Source organism: Burkholderia sp. AU39826 (genome assembly GCF_020419965.1).
GTDB classification, from domain to species: Bacteria; Pseudomonadota; Gammaproteobacteria; order Burkholderiales; family Burkholderiaceae; genus Burkholderia; species Burkholderia semiarida.
In genome coordinates, this window is the sequence record NZ_JAIZQG010000014.1 from 20865 (window position 1) to 41251 (window position 20387).

Annotated in this window: 20 protein-coding genes and 2 pseudogenes; 10 read left to right on the forward strand and 12 right to left on the reverse strand. The window is 67.6% G+C overall.

All coding sequences use genetic code 11. The features are described from left to right. Genes LGM42_RS21955 through LGM42_RS21975 form a run of 5 tightly spaced genes read left to right on the forward strand, consistent with a single transcriptional unit; the run spans window position 1 to window position 4371 of the window. Complete coding sequence (locus LGM42_RS21955; protein ID WP_226233167.1) at window positions 1–1014, forward strand: ATP-binding cassette domain-containing protein; 1014 nt, start codon at window positions 1–3, stop codon at window positions 1012–1014. Continuing rightward, on the forward strand, window positions 1007–2086 hold the full coding sequence (locus LGM42_RS21960) for an ABC transporter permease (protein WP_060009074.1): 1080 nt from the start codon (window positions 1007–1009) through the stop codon (window positions 2084–2086). The genes LGM42_RS21955 and LGM42_RS21960 overlap by 8 nt, the downstream gene beginning before the upstream one ends. A 37-nt stretch (window positions 2087–2123) precedes the next feature. Further along, window positions 2124–2666 (forward strand): permease, encoded by a 543-nt coding sequence (locus tag LGM42_RS21965; protein WP_226233168.1) that lies wholly within the window; start codon window positions 2124–2126, stop codon window positions 2664–2666. Between the two features lie 2 nt (window positions 2667–2668). Beyond that, the gene (locus LGM42_RS21970) at window positions 2669–4087 is read left to right on the forward strand and encodes an FAD-binding oxidoreductase (RefSeq protein WP_226233169.1); all 1419 of its coding nucleotides are present in this window, start codon (window positions 2669–2671) and stop codon (window positions 4085–4087) included. A gap of 32 nt (window positions 4088–4119) precedes the next feature. Continuing rightward, entirely contained in the window at window positions 4120–4371 is a 252-nt protein-coding gene (locus LGM42_RS21975; RefSeq protein ID WP_226233170.1) for a hypothetical protein, read from the forward strand. 154 nt (window positions 4372–4525) lie between these two features. On the opposite strand, the gene LGM42_RS21980 is transcribed toward LGM42_RS21975, so the two are convergent. The 5 genes from LGM42_RS21980 to LGM42_RS22000 all read right to left on the reverse strand — a co-directional run bounded on the left by LGM42_RS21980 (window position 4526) and on the right by LGM42_RS22000 (window position 10353). Beyond that, entirely contained in the window at window positions 4526–6085 is a 1560-nt protein-coding gene (locus LGM42_RS21980) for a methyl-accepting chemotaxis protein (RefSeq protein ID WP_226233171.1), read from the reverse strand. Window positions 6086–6254: 169 nt separating this feature from the next. Next, on the reverse strand, window positions 6255–7346 hold the full coding sequence (locus LGM42_RS21985; RefSeq protein ID WP_059639015.1) for a lactonase family protein: 1092 nt from the start codon (window positions 7344–7346) through the stop codon (window positions 6255–6257). A gap of 94 nt (window positions 7347–7440) precedes the next feature. Then, window positions 7441–8793, reverse strand: a complete 1353-nt coding sequence (locus tag LGM42_RS21990) for a TRAP transporter large permease (RefSeq protein ID WP_060309945.1) — start codon at window positions 8791–8793, stop codon at window positions 7441–7443. A 4-nt stretch (window positions 8794–8797) separates the two neighbouring features. Then, the gene (locus tag LGM42_RS21995; RefSeq protein ID WP_059579196.1) at window positions 8798–9370 is read right to left on the reverse strand and encodes a TRAP transporter small permease; all 573 of its coding nucleotides are present in this window, start codon (window positions 9368–9370) and stop codon (window positions 8798–8800) included. After that, a complete protein-coding gene (locus LGM42_RS22000) occupies window positions 9367–10353 on the reverse strand; it encodes a TRAP transporter substrate-binding protein (RefSeq protein WP_060309946.1) in 987 nt (328 codons plus the stop codon). The genes LGM42_RS21995 and LGM42_RS22000 overlap by 4 nt, the downstream gene beginning before the upstream one ends. 545 nt (window positions 10354–10898) lie before the next feature. Between LGM42_RS22000 and LGM42_RS22005 the strand changes: the two genes are divergently transcribed. Further along, window positions 10899–11093 carry a hypothetical protein gene (locus tag LGM42_RS22005; protein ID WP_081083105.1) on the forward strand — a complete coding sequence of 65 codons (195 nt, stop codon included), beginning with the start codon at window positions 10899–10901 and terminating at the stop codon, window positions 11091–11093. Window positions 11094–11128: 35 nt separating this feature from the next. On the opposite strand, the gene LGM42_RS22010 is transcribed toward LGM42_RS22005, so the two are convergent. After that, the gene (locus tag LGM42_RS22010) at window positions 11129–12220 is read right to left on the reverse strand and encodes a helix-turn-helix transcriptional regulator (protein WP_226233172.1); all 1092 of its coding nucleotides are present in this window, start codon (window positions 12218–12220) and stop codon (window positions 11129–11131) included. 268 nt (window positions 12221–12488) lie between these two features. Then, window positions 12489–12740, reverse strand: coding sequence for a hypothetical protein (locus LGM42_RS22015; protein WP_059579205.1), 252 nt, complete (start codon window positions 12738–12740; stop codon window positions 12489–12491). Between the two features lie 410 nt (window positions 12741–13150). Between LGM42_RS22015 and LGM42_RS33240 the strand changes: the two are divergent. Further along, a pseudogene (locus tag LGM42_RS33240) lies at window positions 13151–13322 on the forward strand (diaminohydroxyphosphoribosylaminopyrimidine deaminase); the annotation flags it as partial. 40 nt (window positions 13323–13362) lie between these two features. Here the strand turns inward: LGM42_RS33240 and LGM42_RS22020 are convergent. Further along, a complete protein-coding gene (locus LGM42_RS22020; protein ID WP_226233246.1) occupies window positions 13363–13851 on the reverse strand; it encodes a RidA family protein in 489 nt (162 codons plus the stop codon). 226 nt (window positions 13852–14077) lie between these two features. On the opposite strand from LGM42_RS22020, the gene LGM42_RS22025 reads away from it, so the two are divergent. Next, complete coding sequence (locus LGM42_RS22025) at window positions 14078–14377, forward strand: H-NS family nucleoid-associated regulatory protein (protein WP_059579211.1); 300 nt, start codon at window positions 14078–14080, stop codon at window positions 14375–14377. 173 nt (window positions 14378–14550) lie between these two features. Here LGM42_RS22025 and LGM42_RS22030 read toward each other — a convergent pair. Together LGM42_RS22030 and LGM42_RS22035 are read right to left on the reverse strand one after the other, a co-directional pair. Continuing rightward, a pseudogene (locus LGM42_RS22030) lies at window positions 14551–14882 on the reverse strand (cupin domain-containing protein). Window positions 14883–15421: 539 nt separating this feature from the next. Then, window positions 15422–16345: a LysR family transcriptional regulator gene (locus LGM42_RS22035; protein ID WP_060309951.1), complete on the reverse strand. Its 924-nt coding sequence runs from the start codon at window positions 16343–16345 to the stop codon at window positions 15422–15424. 67 nt (window positions 16346–16412) lie between these two features. On the opposite strand from LGM42_RS22035, the gene LGM42_RS22040 reads away from it, so the two are divergent. Next, on the forward strand, window positions 16413–17030 hold the full coding sequence (locus tag LGM42_RS22040) for a LysE family translocator (protein WP_226233173.1): 618 nt from the start codon (window positions 16413–16415) through the stop codon (window positions 17028–17030). A gap of 110 nt (window positions 17031–17140) precedes the next feature. Here LGM42_RS22040 and LGM42_RS22045 read toward each other — a convergent pair whose 3' ends face one another. Further along, window positions 17141–17773, reverse strand: coding sequence for an FMN-dependent NADH-azoreductase (locus LGM42_RS22045; RefSeq protein ID WP_060309953.1), 633 nt, complete (start codon window positions 17771–17773; stop codon window positions 17141–17143). A 132-nt stretch (window positions 17774–17905) separates the two neighbouring features. Here LGM42_RS22045 and LGM42_RS22050 point away from each other — a divergent pair, with 132 nt between their 5' ends. Then, window positions 17906–18802 (forward strand): LysR substrate-binding domain-containing protein, encoded by an 897-nt coding sequence (locus tag LGM42_RS22050; protein ID WP_226233174.1) that lies wholly within the window; start codon window positions 17906–17908, stop codon window positions 18800–18802. 66 nt (window positions 18803–18868) lie between these two features. On the opposite strand, the gene LGM42_RS22055 is transcribed toward LGM42_RS22050, so the two are convergent. Beyond that, the gene (locus LGM42_RS22055) at window positions 18869–20161 is read right to left on the reverse strand and encodes an MFS transporter (RefSeq protein WP_226233175.1); all 1293 of its coding nucleotides are present in this window, start codon (window positions 20159–20161) and stop codon (window positions 18869–18871) included. Window positions 20162–20387 lie beyond the last annotated feature (226 nt).

Consider the following 20387-nt stretch of genomic DNA (forward strand, 5'->3'; position numbering starts at 1 on the left):
ATGAGCGTTTCGTTTCTTGCGTCCGTGCGCGCGATGTTCGGCCCGCCCGCCGCGTTCGACCGGCCGCGGCGCGCGGGCACGCCGCCGCTGCCCGACGCGCATGCGCCGGGCGCGGCGCTCGGCGCGCGCGCGATCGACGTCGCGGCCGGCGATTTCCGCTTCTCCGCGCGCCACGTGCGGTTCCGGCTCGGCGCGATCACCGCGATCGTCGGGCCGAACGGCTCCGGCAAGACCACGCTGCTCGAAACGCTGCTCGGCTTCCGGCGCGGCGGCAGCGACGTACGCGTGCTCGACGTGCCGGCCGAACGCTTCATGCGCGATTCGCGCTCGCTGCAGCGGATCGGCGCGCAATTGCAGAAGGTCGAGTATCCCGATCACCTGCGCGTGTCGGAGATCGTCGCGCTGCACCGCGCGATGTACGCGCACATCGATGCGGCGATCGCCGACGCGCTCGGCATCGCCGAACTGCTCGACAAGCCGTGCCGCGCGCTGTCGAAGGGGCAGCGCCAGCGCGTGGACCTCTACGTCGCGCTCGCGCACCGGCCCGAGCTGGCCGTGCTCGACGAACCGTTCACGGGCCTCGACCGCCGCTACGCGGGCGTCGTGGTCGACCTGCTGCGCCACCGCGCAAGCGGCACGAGCATCGCGATGATCTGCCATTCCGAGGAAGAACTGAGCGTGGTCGACGATCTCGTGTGGGTGCGCGACGGCGGCGTGCGCTACCAGGGCGACCAGGACACGCTGCGCGCCGAGCTCGTCGGCGATGCGCGCGCGGTCCTGCATTGCCGCGACGAGGCCGATGCGCGCGCGCTGCGCAAGCGGCTCGCGGCGCTGCCCGGCGTGACCGGCGTGCGCGTGTCGGCCGCGCACGTGGTCGAGGCGTTCGGCGATGCGACGCTGCATCCGAACGTGCACCGGATCGTCGGCGAACGGGGCATCCAGCATCTCGCGCTCGCGCCGAGCACGCCGGGCGACCTGCTGCGCCTGTGCACCGAGGGCCCGAGCCATGACTAAGGTGTTCCTGATCCTCGTGCGCAACGAGCTGCTCGGCTATCTGCGCAGCCGCTCGTCGCTGTTCTGGACGCTCGTGTTCCCCGTGTTCCTGCTGAGCGTGATGCTGTTCGCGTTCGGCGGCTCCGGTTCGCTCGGCACGGCCGACATCGCGTTCGAGTTGCCCGGCGGCGCGACGCCGTACAACCAGGCGTGCCAGGCGCAGATCGTCGCCAGCCTGTCGCACAGCGACACGGTGAAGGCAACCTTCGGCGGCCACGGCGCGCCGGCCGAGCGCGTGACCGTCGTGCTCGGCGCCGACGAGCGCGCGCCGGCGACGATCCGCTACGACTTCAACGGCTCGCTCGCGGTCAAGGCGGCATCGAGAGTCGTCGAGATCGCGCTCGCGCGCTGCGCCGCGCAGCGGCTCGGGCTGCCAGCCGCGCAGGCACGCTTCGAGAATGCCGCGCCCACGCGCCGCCCGTTCGACTACGGCGCGTTCTTCGCGACCGGCATCCTGGTGATGGCGTTCATGGCGATCGGCCTGAACTCGACGACCACCGCGATCGCCGCGCTGCGCGAGCGCAATACGTTCAAGCTGTACGTGTGCTTCCCGGTGTCGCGCGGCGTGTTCCTCGCCGCGCTGATCGTCGCGCGGATGGCGATGATGGCGCTGTCGGCGCTCGTGCTGCTGACGGTCGCGCGCGTCGCGTTCGGCATCGCGCTGCCGATCGCGACGCCGGACGGGCTGCGCGCGTTGCCGATCGTGCTGCTCGGCGCGGCGATGGTGCTGAGCATCGGCGTGCTGCTCGCCAGCCGCACGCGCTCGCTCGCGGCCGCCGAGCTCGCGTGCAACGTCACCTACTACCCGCTGCTGTTCTTCAGCGACCTGACGATTCCGATGCACGACGCGCCCGCGTGGCTGAAGGCCGGGCTCGCGTTCCTGCCGACCAACCAGTTCGCGGTCGCGCTGCGCGGCGCGCTGGTCGACGGCGCGCCGTACGCGCAGCTCGCGCCGCAACTGCTCGGCATGACCGCGTGCACCGCGCTGTTCCTGTTCGCCGCCGCGCGGCTGTTCCGGTGGCACGACGCGTGACGCGTCGCCCCGCTGTTTCGACGAAGGAGAGACACAGATGAAATCGACCCATCCCATAACCGGCTACCTGCTGCACGCGAGCAACTTCCTGCCGGCGATCGTCTTCCTGTTCTACGGCCGGCTCGGCCCCGAACAGCCGGACCTGCGCTGGACCCACGCGTTCCTGATCGGCGGCGTGCTCGCGCTCGTGCACGGCGCGTGGCTGATGCGCCGCGCGGAGCGCAACAGCATCGCGCTCGGCGTCGACCTGTTCCTCGTGATCGGCGCGGTGCTCGCGCTCGTCTCGCCGACAGGTAGCCGTCTGTGGGGCGAGGAACTCGGGCCGGCCGCGATGCTCGTCTGCGTGCTGGTGGTCGGCATCGTGCATACCGCGTGGTCGGACGGCGGCTTCGTCGACGGCACGCTCGTCGATCGCGCGCGGGCGCGTTCGCTGTCGCTCGTGCTGCTCGCCGTCACCATCGTCGCGCTCGCGGTGTCGATCGCGATGCGCCACAGCCCGCTGTGGGGCGGCGTCGTGCCGCTGATCGCGCTGGTCGTCGTACGCGGCCGGCTGCGCAAGCAGCTCGCGCGGGCAAGCTGACGATGAACGCGCTGCCCGCACACGCGGCACACGCCGCGCCGCGGCACGCGCTCGCCGCGGCGCTCGGCGACGGCTGGCTCGAAGGCGCCGCATGCGAGCCGTATGCGACCGACGTCCTGCATCACGGCGGCGTGCCGCTCGGCGTCGCGCGGCCGGCATCGACCGCCGACGTGTGCGCGCTCGTTCGCGCCGCCGTCGCGCACCGGATCGCGCTCGTCGCCCAAGGTGCGCGCACGGGCCTCGTCGGCGCGGCCGTGCCCGATCGCAGCGGCACGCAATGCGTGGTGTCGTTCGAGCGGATGCGCGCCGTTCGCGCGTTCGATCCGGCCAATCGCAGCATCACGGTCGAGGCCGGCGTGCGGCTGTCCGACATCAATCGCGTCGCGGGCGACGCCGGGCTCTGCGTGCCGATCGATCTCGGCAGCGATCCGGCGGCCGGCGGCCTCGTCGGCGCGAACGCGGGCGGCAGCCGCCTGATCAAGTACGGCGACGTGCGCCGTCACGTGCTCGGCGTCGAAGTCGTGCTGGCGGACGAAGCCTGCACCGTGATCGACGCGCTCGCGCCGCTGCGCAAGCGCAACGCGGGCTTCGACGTCGCGCAATGCTTCATCGGCGCGAATGGCGCGAACGGGCTCGTCACCGCCGTGTCGTTCGCGCTCGCGCCGCTCGAACGGTCGTCGTGCGCGGTGTTCGTCGCGTTCGCGTCGTACGACGCCGCGCTCGCCGGCCTGCTCGCATTCGAACGCGCATTCGGCGAGACGCTGTCGGCGTTCGAATTCATGTCGGCGGCGGCGGTCGGTTGCGTCGCCGCCGCGTTTCCCGCATTGCGCGCGCCGTTCGAGGCCGGCACGACCGCCTGCTACGCGCTCGTCGAGATCGCGACCGGCATGCCGGGGCTCGATGCGCTGCTGGAGGAGCGCGCCGTCGCGACGCTCGACGCGCTCGCAAGCGATCGCGCGGTGCTCGACGCGGCGTGCGCGCCGGCGGAGCGGTTCTGGCGGATTCGCGACGCGCTGCCGGCCGCGGTCGCGCAGGACGGCGTGCCGCTGTCGTTCGACGTGTCGTTTCCGCGCGGCGCGCTGGCCGGATTCGTCGCCGACGCCGAGCGGTGGCTCGCCGCCGCGCATCCGTCGCTGCGCTGTCATGCATTCGGCCATTTCGGCGACGGCGGCTGCCATCTCGTCGTGTCGATCCCGCATGCCGACGCGCATCGCTACGGGCCGCTGCAGCAGGTGGCGCTGCGCGGCGCGCTGTACGACCGCGTCGTGCAGGCAGGCGGCTGCTTCAGCGCCGAGCATGGCGTCGGGCCGGTCAATATCGCGTACTACCGCAAGCACGTGCCGGCCGCGCAACGGCAACTCGCCGGCGCCGTCCAGCACGCGATCGATCCGCTCGGCCTGGTCGGGCGGGTCCGTTACTGATGCACCGCTTCGACACCCCACGGAGAATTCGCATGATGTCGCCATGCCCGCCCTGCCCAACCGTCGCCGCCGAGCCGGACGACGATCCGTCGTCCGCGGGCATTCTCGCGCTGCCCGACTCGGGTGCGGTGGTCAACGTACGTGGCGTCGCGTATGTCATTGAATTGCCGCCGCGTGACCATGCGCGGCCGGCGCTGTGGCGCGAGCTTGCGCACTGGCGCAACGATCGGTCGGGCGATGACGCATCGGACGGCGATGCCGAGCGCGATGCACCACCGGGTTAGGTGAGCGTTCGCGTCGCTCCGTGCGGTCGTGACGAGCGGCCGCACACGGTCGTCGTCGATGTCGATACAAGCGGGACTGCTGCTACCGGCGCCGATGCCGATGACCCACACCGCTTCACGCGGCGCGCCGAACACGGCCGCGTCGGCAGGCGGCTCACCCCGCCCGCGCCACCCGGAAGACCGACATCGCGACCTGCATCGACCCGGCCTGCTGCTCAAGCGCCGTCGCGGCGGCACTGGCCTGTTCGACCAGCGCCGCGTTCTGCTGCGTCATCTGATCCATCTGCGTGACGGCCTGGCCGACCTGGTCGATGCCCGCGCTCTGCTCGACGGTGGCCGTCGTGATCTCGGTCATGATCGTCGCCACGCGTCGCACCGACGACACGATCTCGTCCATCGCGCGCCCTGCCTGCGTCACGAGCGCGTTGCCGTCGCGCACGTCGTCGATCGACGCGCCGATCAACTGCCGGATCTCCCGCGCGGCGCTCGCGCTGCGTTGCGCCAGCGTGCGCACCTCGCCCGCGACGACCGCGAAGCCGCGCCCGTGTTCGCCCGCGCGAGCCGACTCGACCGCCGCGTTGAGCGCGAGGATATTGGTCTGGAAGGCGATCCCGTCGATCATCCCGGTGATCTCCGCGATCTTCTGCGAGTTCGCGTTGATCACGCCCATCATGTCGACCGCGCGGCCGACCAGTTCGCCGCCGTGCTGCGCGAGGTCCGCCGCGCTTGCCGCGAGCGTGCTCGCCTGCTGCGCATTGTCCGCGTTCTGGCGCACCGTCGACGTCAACTGCTCCATGCTCGCGGCCGTTTCCTCGAGCGACGCCGACTGCTGCTCGGTACGGCTCGACAGGTCGAGGTTGCCGGCCGCGATCTCGCGTGCGGCCGTATGGATCGCATCGCTGCTGTCGCGCATGCCGGTGACGGTCGCCGCGAGCCCCGCCTGCATCCGCTTCATCGCCGCGAACAGCTGGCCGATTTCGTTTCGGCCGGCATCGGGCACCGTCACGGTCAGGTCGTTCGACGCGATGCGGTCGAGCAGCGCGGCCGCGTTCGCGAGCGGCCGCGACACGATCGCGCGCAGCGCGAAGTGCGTCGTGACGATCAGCGCGAGCGCCAGCGCGACGCCGATCCCGACCATCGCGATGATGCGCGTATAGGCGGCGTTGTCGGCGTCGATCGAGTCTTGCGCGAGCTGGTTGGCGATGCGCTGGAATTTCTCGACGTTCGCCGAATACACCTGACCGGCGAGCGTGATCTCCTTGTCGTTGATCGCCGCATACGCGGCGGTGTCGCCGTTGCGTAGCGCGTCGGCCGCACGCGCGAGCACGCTCGCGAGATGCGTCGACGACTCGACGAGCGCCTGCTTCAGGTCCGCGCCGAGGTTGCCGACCGGTGCGGCATCCTTGAACGCCTGCGTTTCCTTCGCGGAAAGATCGAACGTGCGTTGCGCGCTTTGCAGCGCCGAGTCGCGCTGCGCCGGATCGTCGTGCTCCTTCAGCGCCGAATACGCACGGACGAGCGCCGAGCGGGTACGCGTGCTGTCCTTGTAAGCGTCGTTGACGAGCGACGTCTGCGTCGCGATTTCGTGCAGGCGCTTCGCGTTCGTGTTCGCGCTGCCGAGCGCGACGATCCCGACGATGCCGCCGACGACGATCATCGCGGCGAACGCGGCGAGCACGGCAAGCAGACTGCTTTTCACTTTCAGATCACGCATGGCGAATCGACTCCCGAAGTTATCCCTTATCGGTTAACGACGGCGGCTGCTCCAACTTGAGTCGATCGACCGGTAGTTCGCGGCGCGGGCGAGTGCGCGAGTGCGGTTGCATTCCGTTCGCGCAACGGGCGGCACGCGATCGATGCCGCCCGTTGCGCCGCACACCGAATCAGTTCGTCCCGTCGTACGTGACGATCTCGACCCAGTTTGCGCCCTTGCCGACCGGATACTTGCCGATTGCGTCGAGATGCCCGGTAACGCGATCGATTCGGTACACGGCCAACGTCGGCGACAGTTGCCCGGCCGCGAGCAGATACCTGCCCGACGGATCGATCGCAAAGCCGCGCGGCTGCGGTTCGGTCGCGAACGTGCCGATCCGCGCGAGTGTGCCCGACTTCGCATCGACGCGATACGCGGCGAGCGTGCTCGACGTGCGCTCCGATGCGTACAGGAAGCGCCCGTCCGGCGTCAGATGCAGGTCGGCGCCCCACGGCTTGTCGCCGTGAAAATCGGGCGGCAGGATCGACACGGTCTGGATCGCCCGCGCATCGGCGCCGCCGTGCGACAGCGCGAGCACGTGCAGCTTGCCGTCGAGTTCGTCGATCAGGTAGGCGAACCGCCCGTTCGACGAGAACACGAAATGGCGTGGACCGGATTTCTCCGGCAGCCGATACGCAGGCTCGCCCGTGTCGGTCAGCGTGCCGGTCGACGCATCGAACGGCAAGCGCAGCCACGCGTCGGCGCCGAGCACCGACGCGAACGCATAGCGGCCGTCCGGCGACGGGCGGATCGCATGCGCCATCGGGCCGGTCTTCACCGTCTGCTGCACGTCGCCGGCCACGCCGTCCGCGCCGATCCGGTTCACCGCGAGCAGGTTGCCGCCATACGACGCCGAGAACAGGTAACGGCCCGACGCATCGGTCGACACGTACGCCATGCTGTCCGCGAGCGGCGCGCGGCCCAGCTCGCTCAGCTGCCCGTCGAGCGGATTGATCGCGAAGCTGACGACGCGATACGGTGTCGAACGCAATGCCGCGTACAGGCGCCGATGATCGGGCGACAGCGCCATCGGCATCACGGCGCCGCCGACCGGCACGGTTTCGATCGCGGTCAGCGCACCGGTCGCCGTATCGACGCCGAACACCGAGATGTCGCGGCTGTCGCTGTTCGACACGTACGCATACGTCGCCGCGTGTGCCAACGAAGCCACCATCGTCAACGCGGCCGCCGCCACGGCGCGCCGCAGGAGAGTCGTTTTCATGGAAGTGACGTGAAGTGAAGAAAGTGAACCGCGGATGCAACCGCGGCGCCGGACCACCTCGGTCGTCCGGCGCCGCGACGGGCGAAGCGTGCGATCAGAACACGGCGTGCCCGCTGATCACGCTCGGCAGCCACGTCGAGAAGAACGGCATGTACGTGACGATATTGATCGCACTGAAGATCGCGAGGTAGTACGGCCACGCCATCTTCGTCGTCTCGCCGATCGACACGTTGCCGATCGCGCAGCCGACGAACTGCACCGAGCCGATCGGCGGGTGCACGAGGCCGAGCGAGCAGTTCAGCAGCAGCATGATGCCGAACTGCACCGGCCCGACCCCGCACGCCATCGCGATCGGCAGGAACAGCGGCGTCGTGATCAGGATGTGCGCGGCCATGTCGACGAACGTGCCGAGGAACACCTGGATGATGTTGATGTACAGCAGCATCAGCCAGGGCGCGGCGGTCGACTGCTTCAGCAGCCCTTCGATCGCATCCGGAATCTCCAGGTACGACATCTGGAAGCGCAGCATGTTGGACACCGCGATCAGCAGCAGCACGACGCCCGTCGTGCGCGCCGCATGCGACAGCGCGCGGCGCAGCTTCTCGGCGGTCAGCGTGCGGTAGACCACCGCGGTCAGCACGAGCGAATACACGACAGCGATCGCGGCCGCTTCGGTCGCGGTGGCGATGCCCTTCGCGACGCACACGAGGATGATCGCGATCACCATCAGCCCGGGCACCGCGCCGACGAAGCTGCGCAGCACCGCATACCAGCCGGGAAACCGCGGCAGCGCGGACGCGCCGTCCTCGCGGCGTGGATAGCCGTGACGCACGGCCTGCCAGTATGCGGCGGCGAGCACGAAGCCCATCACCCACAACACCGGCAACAGGCCCGAGAACAGCAGGTCGCCGATCGACACGCCGCTCACCGGCTGGCCGTGCAGCATCCCGGTGATGCCCTGCGCGGCGAACGCGTAGATGATCATGTTGGTCGACGTCGGCATCAGCGCGCCGGCGAGCGACGCATGCGTCGTCACGTTGACCGCGTACGCGGCGCTGTAGCCTTCGCGCTTCATCAGCGGAATCACCACGCCACCCATCGCCGACGTATCGGCGGTCGGCGAGCCCGACACGCCGCCGAACAGCGTGCACGCGACGACGTTCGCCATCCCGAGGCCGCCGCGGAAGTGGCCGACGGTCGCCTGCGCGAAGCGCAGGATCCGGTCCGCGATGCCGCCGTGCAGCATCAGTTCGCCGGAGAAGATGAAGAACGGCACCGCGAGGAACGAGAACGCGTTCATCCCCGAGATCATCGCCTGCATCGCGGTCGCGATCGGCAGGCCTTCGACCATGTAGGTCAGTACGCACGCAATGCCGAGCGCGAACGACACGGGCACGCCGAGGACGAGAAAAATCAGAAAACTGACGGACAGGATCGCGAGTTCCATGGCGTTATTGTCCCGACGAAGAACGACGAAGCGCGAGCAGGTGCTCGAGCGAGAAGAGGATGATCGCAACCGCCGCGGGCATCGTGATCAGGTAGCGCACGCCTTCGGGCAGCCCGATGATCGGGATGCGGTCGCCCATCGTCTCGGCGGCCATGCTTCCGCAGCCGATCACGATCATGATCGCGAACGCGATCAGGCTCAGGTGCTGGATCGCGATGACGACCGTGCGGGCCTTCGGCGACAGCCGGCGCACCAGCGAATCGAGGCCGATATGCCCGCCGTCGCGCACCTTCATCGCCGCGCCGAACATCGCGATCACGATCACGAGCAACAGCGCGATCGGCTCGACGAAATCGGGCGCGTTGTCGAACACGTAGCGCATCACGACCGCGTAGAACACCAGCACCGTGAGCACCGCGAGACACGCCGACGCGATTCCCGCCAGCACGCGGAACAGCACGTCGTTCACGCAGCGCAACAGCGGCGCGGCGTGCGGCCGCGCGGGCCCCGCGCCGTCCGGGGCGGCGGCCGGCGACCCCGCGGCCGCCGCGCCGTTCAGGGAAGTGCGACGCGTCACTTGGTGGCCTCGATCTCGTCGACGATCTGCTTCATCTGCGGCGTCTTCTCATACTTGGTCCACAACGGCTGCATCGCCTTCACGAACGCCGCGCGGTCGACCTGCGCGGCCGGCAGGATCTTCGCGCCGCCTTTCGTCACCAGTTGCTGCGCGGACGCCTCGCGCGCGGTCCACAGCTTCTGGTAGTACGGTACCGAATCGGCCGCCGCCTTCCTGATCGCCGCCTGCTCCTGCGGCGACAGCGTGTCCCACACTTTCTTCGAGAACACCAGCACTTCGGGCGTCATCGCGTGCTGCGTCTCCGAGTAATCGGGCGCCACTTCGTAGTGCTTGGTTTCCTCGTACGACGGCAGGTTGTTTTCCGCCGCGTCGACGAGGCCCGTCTTCAGCCCCGTGTACACCTCGGCGAACGGCATCGGCGTCGGCGTGCCGCCCATCGCCTTGATCTCGTCGACCATCAGGTCGGACGGTTGCACGCGCACCTTCAGCCCCTTCATGTCGGCCGGCGTGCGCACCGGGCGCTTCGCGTAGATCGAGCGCGCGCCGCTCTCGTAGAACGTCAGCGCGATCATCCCCTTCGCGGTGAACGCGTCGAGGATCTTCTGGCCGGCCGGGCCGTACATCGCCTTGCGGAAATGGTCGACGTCGCGGAACAGGAACGGAAACGACGGGATCAGCGATTCCGGCACGATCTCGTTGAACGACGCGCCGTTCACGCGCGCCATGTCGATCGCGCCGATCCGCACCTGGTCGACCGTGTCCTTCTCCGAACCGAGCGCGCTGTTGCCGAACACCTTGATCGAATCCTTGCCGCCCGTCTGCTTCGACAATGCCTCGCCCATGAACTTCACGGCCATGTTGGTCGGGAAGTTGTCGCCGTGCACGTCCGCCGAGCGGAACACGCGCGCGTGCGCGGACATCGCGAAGCCGGCCATCAGCGCAACGGCCAGGGCGGTACGGGAGCCGGTGAATCGGTGCTTCATGGTGAGTCTCCTTGATGGTCGATCGTTGTTGTGCGGCGATCCGTCGGCACGCACCTGCGTCGCCGGGGCGCTTCGTCGGACCGCGGAGTCATACGTCGTATGATGTGTTGAGCGAATGTACGTCGGTTAATCGTTTAACTCACTCGGTGCATACCCCTATAACCTTTACCATCACGGGTCTTTTCCAGAAATCGGGGAACTGTATTCCCAGTATCTCAATTGTTTCGAGAAACGTTTTCCGGGAGCCAATGAGCAGGCGGTCGGACGCCTGCGCCGCAGCTTCCCCGCATCTGACGGTCTTCTTTCGCTTCGCTCCCAATGTCATAGGATGACTGATCACACGCCGCGTTCGATCGATCCGGCCGGCGTGCCTGGTGCAGCGCGGCGCTCGTGGGGCTACCTGGAATGGATCGGCCGAAGCCGCACGGGATCGACGCGGGAGCGGCGCTATGACACGCGAGCGATCCGTCGCCGTCGCGCGCGGCCCGGCAGGCAGGTATGCGCGATGCTCGCCCGGACAGCGTGCCACGCGAAAGGAGCCTGTGATGTCGACCACGAAGCCATCAGCGATACCCGACCCGGCTATCCCGCCACACGCCGGCGACGAAGGCCCGGCGGACGCGCCGGGCGTCGGCGAGGACACGTGCCGCGTGTGCCGCGGCACCGGCCGGATGGAGGGCCAGCCGTGCACCGTCTGCGGCGGGACCGGCAAGATACTGCAGGGAATCGGCGGCGGATAGAGCACGACGCGGCCGCGCCGGCGCGCATCGGTCGCTCAGGTCTGCATGACCAGCGACGTCAGCTGCGCGGCGCGGGCCACGTCGGTTTTCGTGTAGATCGACTTGATCTGCGCGCGGACCGTGCCGATCGACACGCCGCGCAGCGCCGCGCATTCCTGCGGCGAGCGCCCGTCGCAGCACAGCAGCACGGCGAGATCGGCCTCGGCGGACGACAGCCCGTAGAACACCCGCAAGCGCTGCGCGCGCGCCGCCGGCGAGCGCAGGTCGGCGGCCGTCATCAGCGCCGCGACCCCGGGCCGTTCACGCGCGAGGCGCGACTGTTCGGGAACGGGAATCAGCGCGAGCGGCAGCGGCTCGCCGGTCGCGCGCCGCAGCAACAGCCCGCCGCGCGCGAACGCATGCCGCCATTGCGCATCGTCGACGCAGCCTTCCGGCGCAAAGCGCCCGTTCACGATCCGCAGCGCCGGTTCCGCGGCGATCAGCTGATCGGCCGCGCGGTTCGTATAACGCAACTCGCGTCGCGCGCCGAGCAGGAACACCGGCACCGGCACCGCGTCGAGCGCCGATTCCGCGGCGGCCACGCGCGCCTCGAGCTCGCCGATGCGTGCGTGGATCCGCAGCGCGCGGCTGATGTGCGCGCCCATGATTTCGATGGTGCAGCGCTGGTCGTCGGACAGCCCCTGCGCGTCGGGCCCGCTCTGTACGCTGAGGAACGCGCCGGCACCCTCGCCGCGGTGGATGTACAGGCCCGAGATGCTGCCGAGCCCGAACGGTTGCAGGAATTCCCGATAGAACACGCCATGTGTGCGCTGCCGCACCGACAGGTGCTTGACGTCCTCGAACCAGCGCCCTGCCGGCCAGTCGGCGGCAACCGGCACGACCGGGTCGTACAGGTAGAACTCGGTGTTGTAGCTGCGATGGCACGCGGCCACCCATGACGCATCGTCGCCGGCCGCCCGCTCGATCGCGGGCACCCGCGCCGCATCGTCGAACGACAGCAGCGTCGCCATGCGTACGCCGACCGACAAACGCAGCCCGTCCAGCACCGCTTCCCATCGTTGATCGCCCAACGCCGCGGCGTAGACGTCATCGATCCATGCCGATGGAATCAACCCGTTCGTCTGCATCTGACCACCCCGCGCCGTGCGTTTATGTCGAACGCCGTTCGCGAATCTTACTCAATCGGTCTGATTGTTCAAATCGCCGATGCGGGTTTGGTCGAAATACCACGCTGGTTACTGCTTCTTGTCAAACGAAATCGTTATTTTTCGACAGGGCGCGAAAATCCGTGTTGACGCAGGCGGCCCGCGCGGCGCGGGATGGCGGGCGGCGCCCGGGTGAAACGACGCAGCCCACGCGATGGAACGCGTTTCGCCGCCCGGCCCGACCATGTACTTACTTCATCGCCGCGAAGCGTGCTTCCATCGCGTCGATCTTCGCGAGCACGGCTTCGCTCAGCTTTCTGACGTGACGCGGCACGTTGGGCGTCGACAGCAGTTCCTCGATACGCCCGCGCCAATAGCGCGGATGCCTGACGCGACCCGGGCCCGACATCGACACGTCGCCGACGTTCGGCTCGCTGTCCAGCAGCGCCACCATTCTCTGGATGTGAGAGAGCTCTCGTTCCACATAGTCTCGTGCGAGCATAGTGATTGAAATTCCCCGAAATGCGACATCAGGCCTACCGCCATCCACGCGAGATCGCCCGCGGCGCCAACCACGCACGAAACACGTCGCGCATCGGCGTACGCGGCAACCGTGTCGATCGACCGTGCGGACGCTCACGGCGATCGACGCGAAACGGCAGGCCTGCTCGATTGTTCTGGTGATATCCGGTCTCCGGTGCCTTGTTGACCATCGTAGGCGTACCGCTCGGCGCCGGCATCCCCAAAAGTGGGGATGCCGGCCGATATGGGCCGGGAACGGCTTCCGGGAAAGGACGGGGTGGGAAAACGGCGGAAGACGGCGCGTGCGTCACGGCGCGACGGATCGTTTCCCGGCAACACGATGGCGCGCGTTGCGGCGAGTCGCGCGGGTTTCACATCTGACGAATGGAGCGCCGGCAAGTGCCGACCAGCAGTTGCGCCGCGATCTCCGGCGACAACGCCGATCTCGCGGCGACGTCCGATGGTGTGTTCACCGAAGCAACCTGGGAACACCGGTTCGTCGCTGACCCGTCAACCCTGTTCGTATTCGAAGACGGTTGCCGAGCGCGAAGGGTGGATGATCACCGTAAAGCGGCTCGTTCCGTCGGCCCGGCCACTCCGGATCAACCGGCAGCGGTGCCGCGATTCAGCCCGAAAATGAAATCGGCTTCGACCGCCGCGCCCTTCGGCAATTGCAGCACGCCGACCGACGAGCGCGTATGGACACCGGCGTCGCCGAGCACCGCGTACAACACGTCCGACGCGCCGTCGGCCACTTCGCTTTGCATCGTGAAGCCCGGTGCGCTTCGCACGTACACGGTCATGCGCGGCACCGTCGCGATCGCATCGAGCGTGCCGCACTGGTTGCGGATCAGCGACAGCGCACGCAGCGCCGAGATACCGGCCGCGCGGCGGCCGTCGTCCAGCGAAACGGATTCGCCCACGATACCGACGAAATGCACGACCTCCCCGATTCGCGGAATCTGGCCGGCAATGTAGGCCGTCCTGCCATCGACCAGAACCGGCGTGTACTTTCCGCCAATGCGGATCGTTTCGTCCGGATCGAATCCGAAATCGGCGGCGACCTGTTTCAGTCTGTCATCCCTGTTCATCAGTGAATTCCCCAATCCTTCTGAAAAGAGATAAAGAATAATTGAGTCTCCGAAGCTTGTCCCGCATGAGAGGATCGGACGCAAACGATCCAATCGAACCACTTCTCAGGTGTTCGAAGCAGTCGCGCATTGCCATATCGACAATGGAATTCGTAGTCGGCGCAATTTTCTTCATCATTCGGGCTGAAACCGCTATCATGTATGGACACAACCTGAAGAGTGATATATGGCAACTTACAAGGAACTGAAAGCCCAAATGGATGCTTTGGCCGAAAAAGCCGAAGCGGCGCGCGTCGCGGAATTCCAGGCGATCGTCGACGACATCCGCACCAAAGTCGCGGAATACGGCATTACCGAAAAAGACATTTTCGGCACGCGCCGCGGTCGGCCGTCCAAACAGGCGGGCGCCCCCGTGCAGGCGAAGTATCGCGATCCGAAGACCGGGGCGACCTGGTCGGGCCGCGGTCGCGCGCCCGCATGGATCAAGGATGCGAAGAATCGCAATCGATTCCTGATCCAGGAATAAGATTCCCGCCCTGTGCCGGCGCGCGATTCCACGCGCTGTCCGGCGATTGCGGCATTGATTGGGGCATCGATACCGGCGGTATTCCAAGGCCGCACCGGTAGACGAGGTTTTGCCCGATCGGCGTGTCGCGCACCGGTCTATCGACCGCGCGTGCCGCACGCCAATCCTTTTCTTCAGCGTTCGTAATAGACGGCAAGCCAGACGGTTGGCACTTCGTCATGCGTCCACGCGACACGATGGCGGCAATGCGGCTCGATCAGCACGTAATCTCCGGCGTGCATGTCGAGCCGCGTTGCATTTTCTTCGAATTCGAGCACGGCCGCACCGGACAGCAGCACGACCCATTCGGCCGCGCGTCGTCATACCAGAATCCGTCCGGGCTCGCTTGCCCCATCGATACGATTCGCTCGACATTCACGCGCGCGCCCGTCACGAGCATGTCGATTCGCTCGTCGCCGCCGCGCCGCCCTTCGACGCTGAATAAATTACCGGTTTGAAGTGGCATGGCTTCGTCTCGTCGTTGACTGTCGGGTAAAGGATGCGGGTTTAAAGGCGACCGGAAATGTCCGCTGCACGCTGACGTCGCCCGGGTTTGCACGAGTGCCGTTAAAAGCCGCGTCAAAAAGATGAAGAATGACGGCGATTTCACTGGCGCTCATTCGTTGCAGCGATAAAGCTCGCACCGGCATTCTTTTAGCGACGCGCACGTCACCACGGGCCATTTCGGTTAAAGCGGGCCGACATCCGGCCGGCCTGCGCAGCGTCGGGCCTGGGCTGTTCACGCGAATAACGGGCTTGCGAACGTGTGTCGATCGACGCATTTTCCGTTCGCTGCCCGGCATGAGCAAGCATCGGCCCCACATCATTCTTTATTTCGATTCGCGGTTGCGTTTGTTCGATCAGCGACGATATTGTCCGGGCCGTCGATATCGATACGGGCGCCAACGAAGTGCCGGCCCTCGCGGCGCCCGGCATCGATTGGCGCGTCGCGCATCCGGGCACGCGTCTTCGCCGGTCGTTTGAAATCCCGCCCGGCGGCTCGCGTCAGACCATCCCCCTCAACCACCCCAGCAACGCCGCCTGCGCACTCCCGTCCGCCACCGGCGCCGGCGTCAACAGGTAGTAATCCGATCCATCCTCGACAAATCCCATCGGGGCAACCAGTACACCGCTTTCGATATCGTCGCGCACCAGGTGCCACGGCCCGATCGCCACCCCGAGCCCCGCGACGGCCGCCTGCAAACTGAAGTAGAAGTGATCGAACCGCTGCCCGCGCCGGCCCGCGGCCGGCTGATTCGCGGCCATCGCCCATGCATTCCACGCGTCCGGCCGCGTCCGCGCATGCAGCAGCACTGCGTCGTGCTTCAGCGCACGGGCGCCGCGACGCGACGCAAACCACGCGCCGACCTTGTCCGGCCGGCAAACCGGCCCCACCCGTTCGGCGAACAGATGCTCGGCGTGATACGCCGCCGGCCACGCGAAATCGTTGCGACGAATCGCCATGTCGATACCGCCGTCGAACGAGAACGGCCCGCCCGCGGCGGCCAGATGGATGTCGACGCCTGCATGCCGCGCCTGGAAATCCGGCCAGCGCGGAATCAGCCAGCGCATCAGCAGCGTCGGCTCGCATGACAGGACCGACCGCCGCGTACGGGCGGCCTCGGCGCGCAACGTGTGGGCGGCGTGACGCATCAGGCCCAGGCCATCGTGGACGGCCTGGGCGAGCGTGCGGCCTGCCTCGGTCAGGAACACGCGACGACTGCGCCGCTCGAACAGCGCCACGCCCAGATCGTCCTCGAGCAGACGCACCGCGCGGCTGACCGCGCCGTGGGTCAGGCACAGCTCGTCGGCCGCGCGGGTGAAATTCTCGTGGCGCGCCGCCGCCTCGAAACAACGCAGCGCCATCAGCGACGGCAGGCTGGTACGGATCGATTGTGATTCAGACTCACCATTCCGGTCAGAAATCATCGTTTTTCCCGATGAATCATGGTGGGTACGATTGTGCCACCAAGACATCGATCGCGGGAGCGACGCCATGACCGAATTGATAGTCGTAGTCACCATTACGCTGCTGGCCGTCATCAGCCCCGGCCCGGACTTCGCGATGGTCACGCGTAACAGCCTGATGCTGTCGCGTCGCGCCGGCGTGCTCACGGCATGCGGGATCGGGCTCGGCGTGATCGTCCACGTGAGCTACACGCTGCTGGGCGTCGGGCTCCTGATCCGTCAGTCGCTGTGGCTCTTCAATGCCGTCAAGCTGATCGGCGCGATCTATCTGATCTACCTCGGCGCAAGAATGCTCATGGCGAAAGCCGGCGATGCGCAAGCCGACGCCGCCGTCGCGCCGCTGTCCGATCTCGCGGCGCTGCGCACGGGCTTCCTGACCAATGCGCTGAACCCCAAAACCACGGTATTCGTCGTCAGCCTGTTCATGCAAGCCGTCCGGCCCGACACGCCGTTGATCGTGCAGATCGGCTACGGCGCATTCATCGCGGGCGCACACGCCGGCTGGTTCAGCCTCGTGGCGATCTGTTTCTCGGCCGCGCGTGTTCGCGATCGCCTGCTGTCGCTGCGGCACTGGATCGACCGCACGTTCGGATGCCTGCTGGTGGGCTTCGGCGTCGCGCTCGCCATCGCACGTGGCGCGCGCTGACGCTCGACCCTCGGCGCATACGCGGCGCCGATTGCCCGACGCGCGTATGCACGGCGCCCGTGTGCACGGCACCCGTATGCACGGCGCCCGTATGCACGGCGCCGGCAACCTCAGAACGTACGCGCGATCGCCCGTGCTTCGTCGATCGCCCGGCTCCGATCGACCTTCCCGTCCGGGCCGAACAGCGTGCGTTCGACGACAATCCCGGTGATGTCCGTCACGCCCACGAACTTGAGCCACGTTTCCATGTAAGGGCGCTGCAGATCGAACTCGGCGGCCGGCGTAAACGACCCCGGCGACTGATAGGCAAGCCCGCGCGCGTAGACCACCGCCGCCTTTTTTCCGGCCAGCTTGCCGGTAAAACCCGTTTCGTCGAACGTGAACAACACGTCCTTCTGCGAGATCACGTCGATCAGATGCTTGAGCTTGTACGGAATGCTGAAATTCCACAGCGGCACGCCGAACAAAAACCTGTCCGCTTCGTGGAACGGCGCCGCGAGCCGTTCGATCTGCCGCCACGCGGCCGCCTGCTCCGGCGTCAACGCCGTGCCGCTCAATCCCGCATATTTCGCGGCGAGCGCGGCCCCGTCGAATTCGGGCATCGGCAGATCCCAGATGTCGAGCTTCCGGATCTCGTGATCGGGATGAGCCTGCCGGTAGGTGTCGAGAAATGCATCGCACACCTCGATGGATGCCGAATAGGCCTTGTTGGGTGAGCCTTCGATATAGAGCACGCGTGTCATGGAGCCGGTCCTTGTCAGGAGTGACGGCGGCGCGCCCCATGCGCGCTCGCCCACCGTGCTTCGCAGCCTAGCGGGTGAGCCTATAATCTGGAAACGATATTAATTGATCGAATTAACCCAAACGGGTGATGAATGAATCCTCCCCTCGATACGGCGCTCCTTCATACGTTCGTCGCGGTCGCCGACGTGCGCAGCTTCACCGGCGCCGGGCGCCGGCTGAATCTCAGCCAGTCCGCGGTCAGCGCGCAGATCGTTCGCCTCGAAGAACAGGTCGGCCAGGCGCTGCTCGTGCGCAATACGCGCAGCGTCACGCTGACCGGGCATGGCGAAACGCTGCTCGGCTACGCGCGCGCGATTCTCAACCTGAGCGAGGAAGCGCGGGCAAGGCTCGGAACGGATCGAGCGGCCGACGTCAAGCTGAGGATCGGCGTATCGGAGGACTTCGCGGGCGGCTGGCTGCCCGACCTGATGCGCCGCCATGGCGCCGCGCGGCGCGGCCTGCGGCTGGATCTCGCCGTCGATATCGGCGACAGCCTGTTTCGCCGGCACGCACGCGGAGAATTCGATGTCGTGATCGGGAGCCGCTGCTCGCACGCGGGCCACGGCACGACGTTGTGGCAAGAGCCGCTCGCCTGGGCATTCGCGCGCCACGAGCCGCTTCCGGAAGGCGACGTGCCGCTCGCGTGCTTCCCCGATCCGTGCCCATACCGCGGCGCCGCGATCAAGGCGCTCGCGCTGGCCGGCATGCGCTACCGGATCGCGTGCGAAAGCCCGAGCGTGGCCGGCGTGCTGGCGTTCGCACGGGCCGGCATCGCGATCGCGCCGATTCCGCGCAGCGCGATCGACGACTCGCTGCGGGAACTGGGGCCGCCCGAGGGCTTGCCGCGGCTGCCCGATATGGAATTCGTGATGATGCACGACCCGCGGATGCCGGCGGCCGTCGAATTCGCCGCGACGATTCTGGACGAGACGGCGGCCCGTACGGGCGCCGGCAAGCGCCGCCATCGTCACGGTGTCACGCCTGCATGAACGCCCACGGGCCGCGGCGCCGGCACATGCGGAAGGCCGCGCGTCGTGCGTGGCGCGGCCGCGGTGCTACCGCGCGGGACGCAACGCGAAACCCGTCAGCGCGCCGGCGACACAGAGCACGCCTACGTACAGTTCCGGCGCGTGCGGATTCGTTTTCAGCATCAACGACACGAACACCGGCGTGAGGCCGCCAAACAGCGCATACGCGACGTTGTACGAAAACGAGATGCCGGAAAAGCGTACGGCCGGCGGAAACGCGCGCACCATCGCGACCGGAATGGCCGCCACCGCACCGACGAAGAAGCCGCACGCCGCGTAAAGCGGCAGCAGCAGCGACGCATCGACGGCGAGCCGCGCGGCCATCAACCAGAACGATGCACCCAGCAACAGGCAGCCGACGAAGATCGTGCGCGCCGCGCCGATTCGCCCCGCGATCGACCCGGCGACGACGCATCCGATCGTCAGGCAGCACGTCGCGGCCGAATTGGCCTGCAGCGCGAGCGCGGGCGTGATATGGAAGCGCTTGGCGACGAGCGTCGGCGTCATCAGGATCACGACGACGATCGCCGCGGTGAGCGTCCAGGTGAGGATCATCGACGCGACCACCGCGCGGCCGTGGTCGCGCAGTACCGTCTTCAACGGCGCCTCGGCGACGAGCGCCCGGTTCCGCTTCATTTCGACGAATACGGGCGTTTCGTCGAGCCAGCGCCGCAACAGCGCCGACAGCACGCCGAACAACCCGCCGACGACGAACGGCAGCCGCCACGCATACGCGTCGATCGCGGCCGGCGAATAGTGATGGTTGATCGCGGACGCGATCAGCGAGCCGAGCAGGATGCCGAGCGTCAGGCCGCCCGTGAGCAGCCCGCACGCGTAGCCGACATGGCGCGGCGGCACGTGCTCGGCCACGAACACCCACGCGCCAGGCACTTCGCCGCCCACCGCCGCCCCCTGCAACAGCCGGCACACCAGCAGCAGCACGGGCGCGGCGATCCCGAGGGACGCGTAGGTCGGCAGCAGGCCCATCGCGAGCGTCGGCAGCGCCATCAGCATCACGCTCAGCGTGAACATCCGCTTGCGGCCGACGAGATCGCCGAAGTGAGCCAGCACCACGCCGCCGAGCGGCCGCGCGAGATAGCCGGCGGCAAAAATGCCGAAGGTCTGCAGCTGGCGCAGCCAGTCGGGAATCGCCGGCGGAAAGAACAGCTGGCCGATGACGGCCGCGAAGAACACGTAAATCACGAAGTCGTAGAACTCGAGCGCGCCGCCCAGCGCCGCGAGCACGAGCGTTCGGTGATCGCTGCCGGTCAGCGGGCGGTTCGGTACGGCCGGAAGCGAAAGCGGATGGGTGGAATTCATCTTCTGAAAAGGTCCGGAGGAAGGGGAAGCGGTTGACGCCGACGGCGTGCTACTGGCTAACAACACCTGAGCGGTAGCGGTCATTCCATTGCGTGGCGATGATTCGGCGCACCGTTCGAGACCGATCGCCGCCCCATCGGGAATAGTTGGCGCGACTCGCGTGTTCTATACCAATGGGTGGGCCCGTTGGCCCGGCCCGTCACATGCGGATACCGCATGCATGGCA

Coding starts and splice junctions, on each gene's coding strand:
- LGM42_RS21975 (WP_226233170.1), top strand. CDS start 4,120: ATGATGTCGCCATGCCCGCCCTGCCCAACCGTCGCCGCCGAGCCGGAC.
- LGM42_RS21965 (WP_226233168.1), top strand. CDS start 2,124: ATGAAATCGACCCATCCCATAACCGGCTACCTGCTGCACGCGAGCAAC.
- LGM42_RS21955 (WP_226233167.1), top strand. CDS start 1: ATGAGCGTTTCGTTTCTTGCGTCCGTGCGCGCGATGTTCGGCCCGCCC.
- LGM42_RS22010 (WP_226233172.1), bottom strand. CDS start 12,220: ATGCAGACGAACGGGTTGATTCCATCGGCATGGATCGATGACGTCTAC.
- LGM42_RS22005 (WP_081083105.1), top strand. CDS start 10,899: ATGTCGACCACGAAGCCATCAGCGATACCCGACCCGGCTATCCCGCCA.
- LGM42_RS21970 (WP_226233169.1), top strand. CDS start 2,669: ATGAACGCGCTGCCCGCACACGCGGCACACGCCGCGCCGCGGCACGCG.
- LGM42_RS22035 (WP_060309951.1), bottom strand. CDS start 16,345: ATGATTTCTGACCGGAATGGTGAGTCTGAATCACAATCGATCCGTACC.
- LGM42_RS22050 (WP_226233174.1), top strand. CDS start 17,906: ATGAATCCTCCCCTCGATACGGCGCTCCTTCATACGTTCGTCGCGGTC.
- LGM42_RS22015 (WP_059579205.1), bottom strand. CDS start 12,740: ATGCTCGCACGAGACTATGTGGAACGAGAGCTCTCTCACATCCAGAGA.
- LGM42_RS21990 (WP_060309945.1), bottom strand. CDS start 8,793: ATGGAACTCGCGATCCTGTCCGTCAGTTTTCTGATTTTTCTCGTCCTC.
- LGM42_RS22045 (WP_060309953.1), bottom strand. CDS start 17,773: ATGACACGCGTGCTCTATATCGAAGGCTCACCCAACAAGGCCTATTCG.
- LGM42_RS22025 (WP_059579211.1), top strand. CDS start 14,078: ATGGCAACTTACAAGGAACTGAAAGCCCAAATGGATGCTTTGGCCGAA.
- LGM42_RS22055 (WP_226233175.1), bottom strand. CDS start 20,161: ATGAATTCCACCCATCCGCTTTCGCTTCCGGCCGTACCGAACCGCCCG.
- LGM42_RS22020 (WP_226233246.1), bottom strand. CDS start 13,851: ATGAACAGGGATGACAGACTGAAACAGGTCGCCGCCGATTTCGGATTC.
- LGM42_RS21980 (WP_226233171.1), bottom strand. CDS start 6,085: ATGCGTGATCTGAAAGTGAAAAGCAGTCTGCTTGCCGTGCTCGCCGCG.
- LGM42_RS22040 (WP_226233173.1), top strand. CDS start 16,413: ATGACCGAATTGATAGTCGTAGTCACCATTACGCTGCTGGCCGTCATC.
- LGM42_RS22000 (WP_060309946.1), bottom strand. CDS start 10,353: ATGAAGCACCGATTCACCGGCTCCCGTACCGCCCTGGCCGTTGCGCTG.
- LGM42_RS21985 (WP_059639015.1), bottom strand. CDS start 7,346: ATGAAAACGACTCTCCTGCGGCGCGCCGTGGCGGCGGCCGCGTTGACG.
- LGM42_RS21960 (WP_060009074.1), top strand. CDS start 1,007: ATGACTAAGGTGTTCCTGATCCTCGTGCGCAACGAGCTGCTCGGCTAT.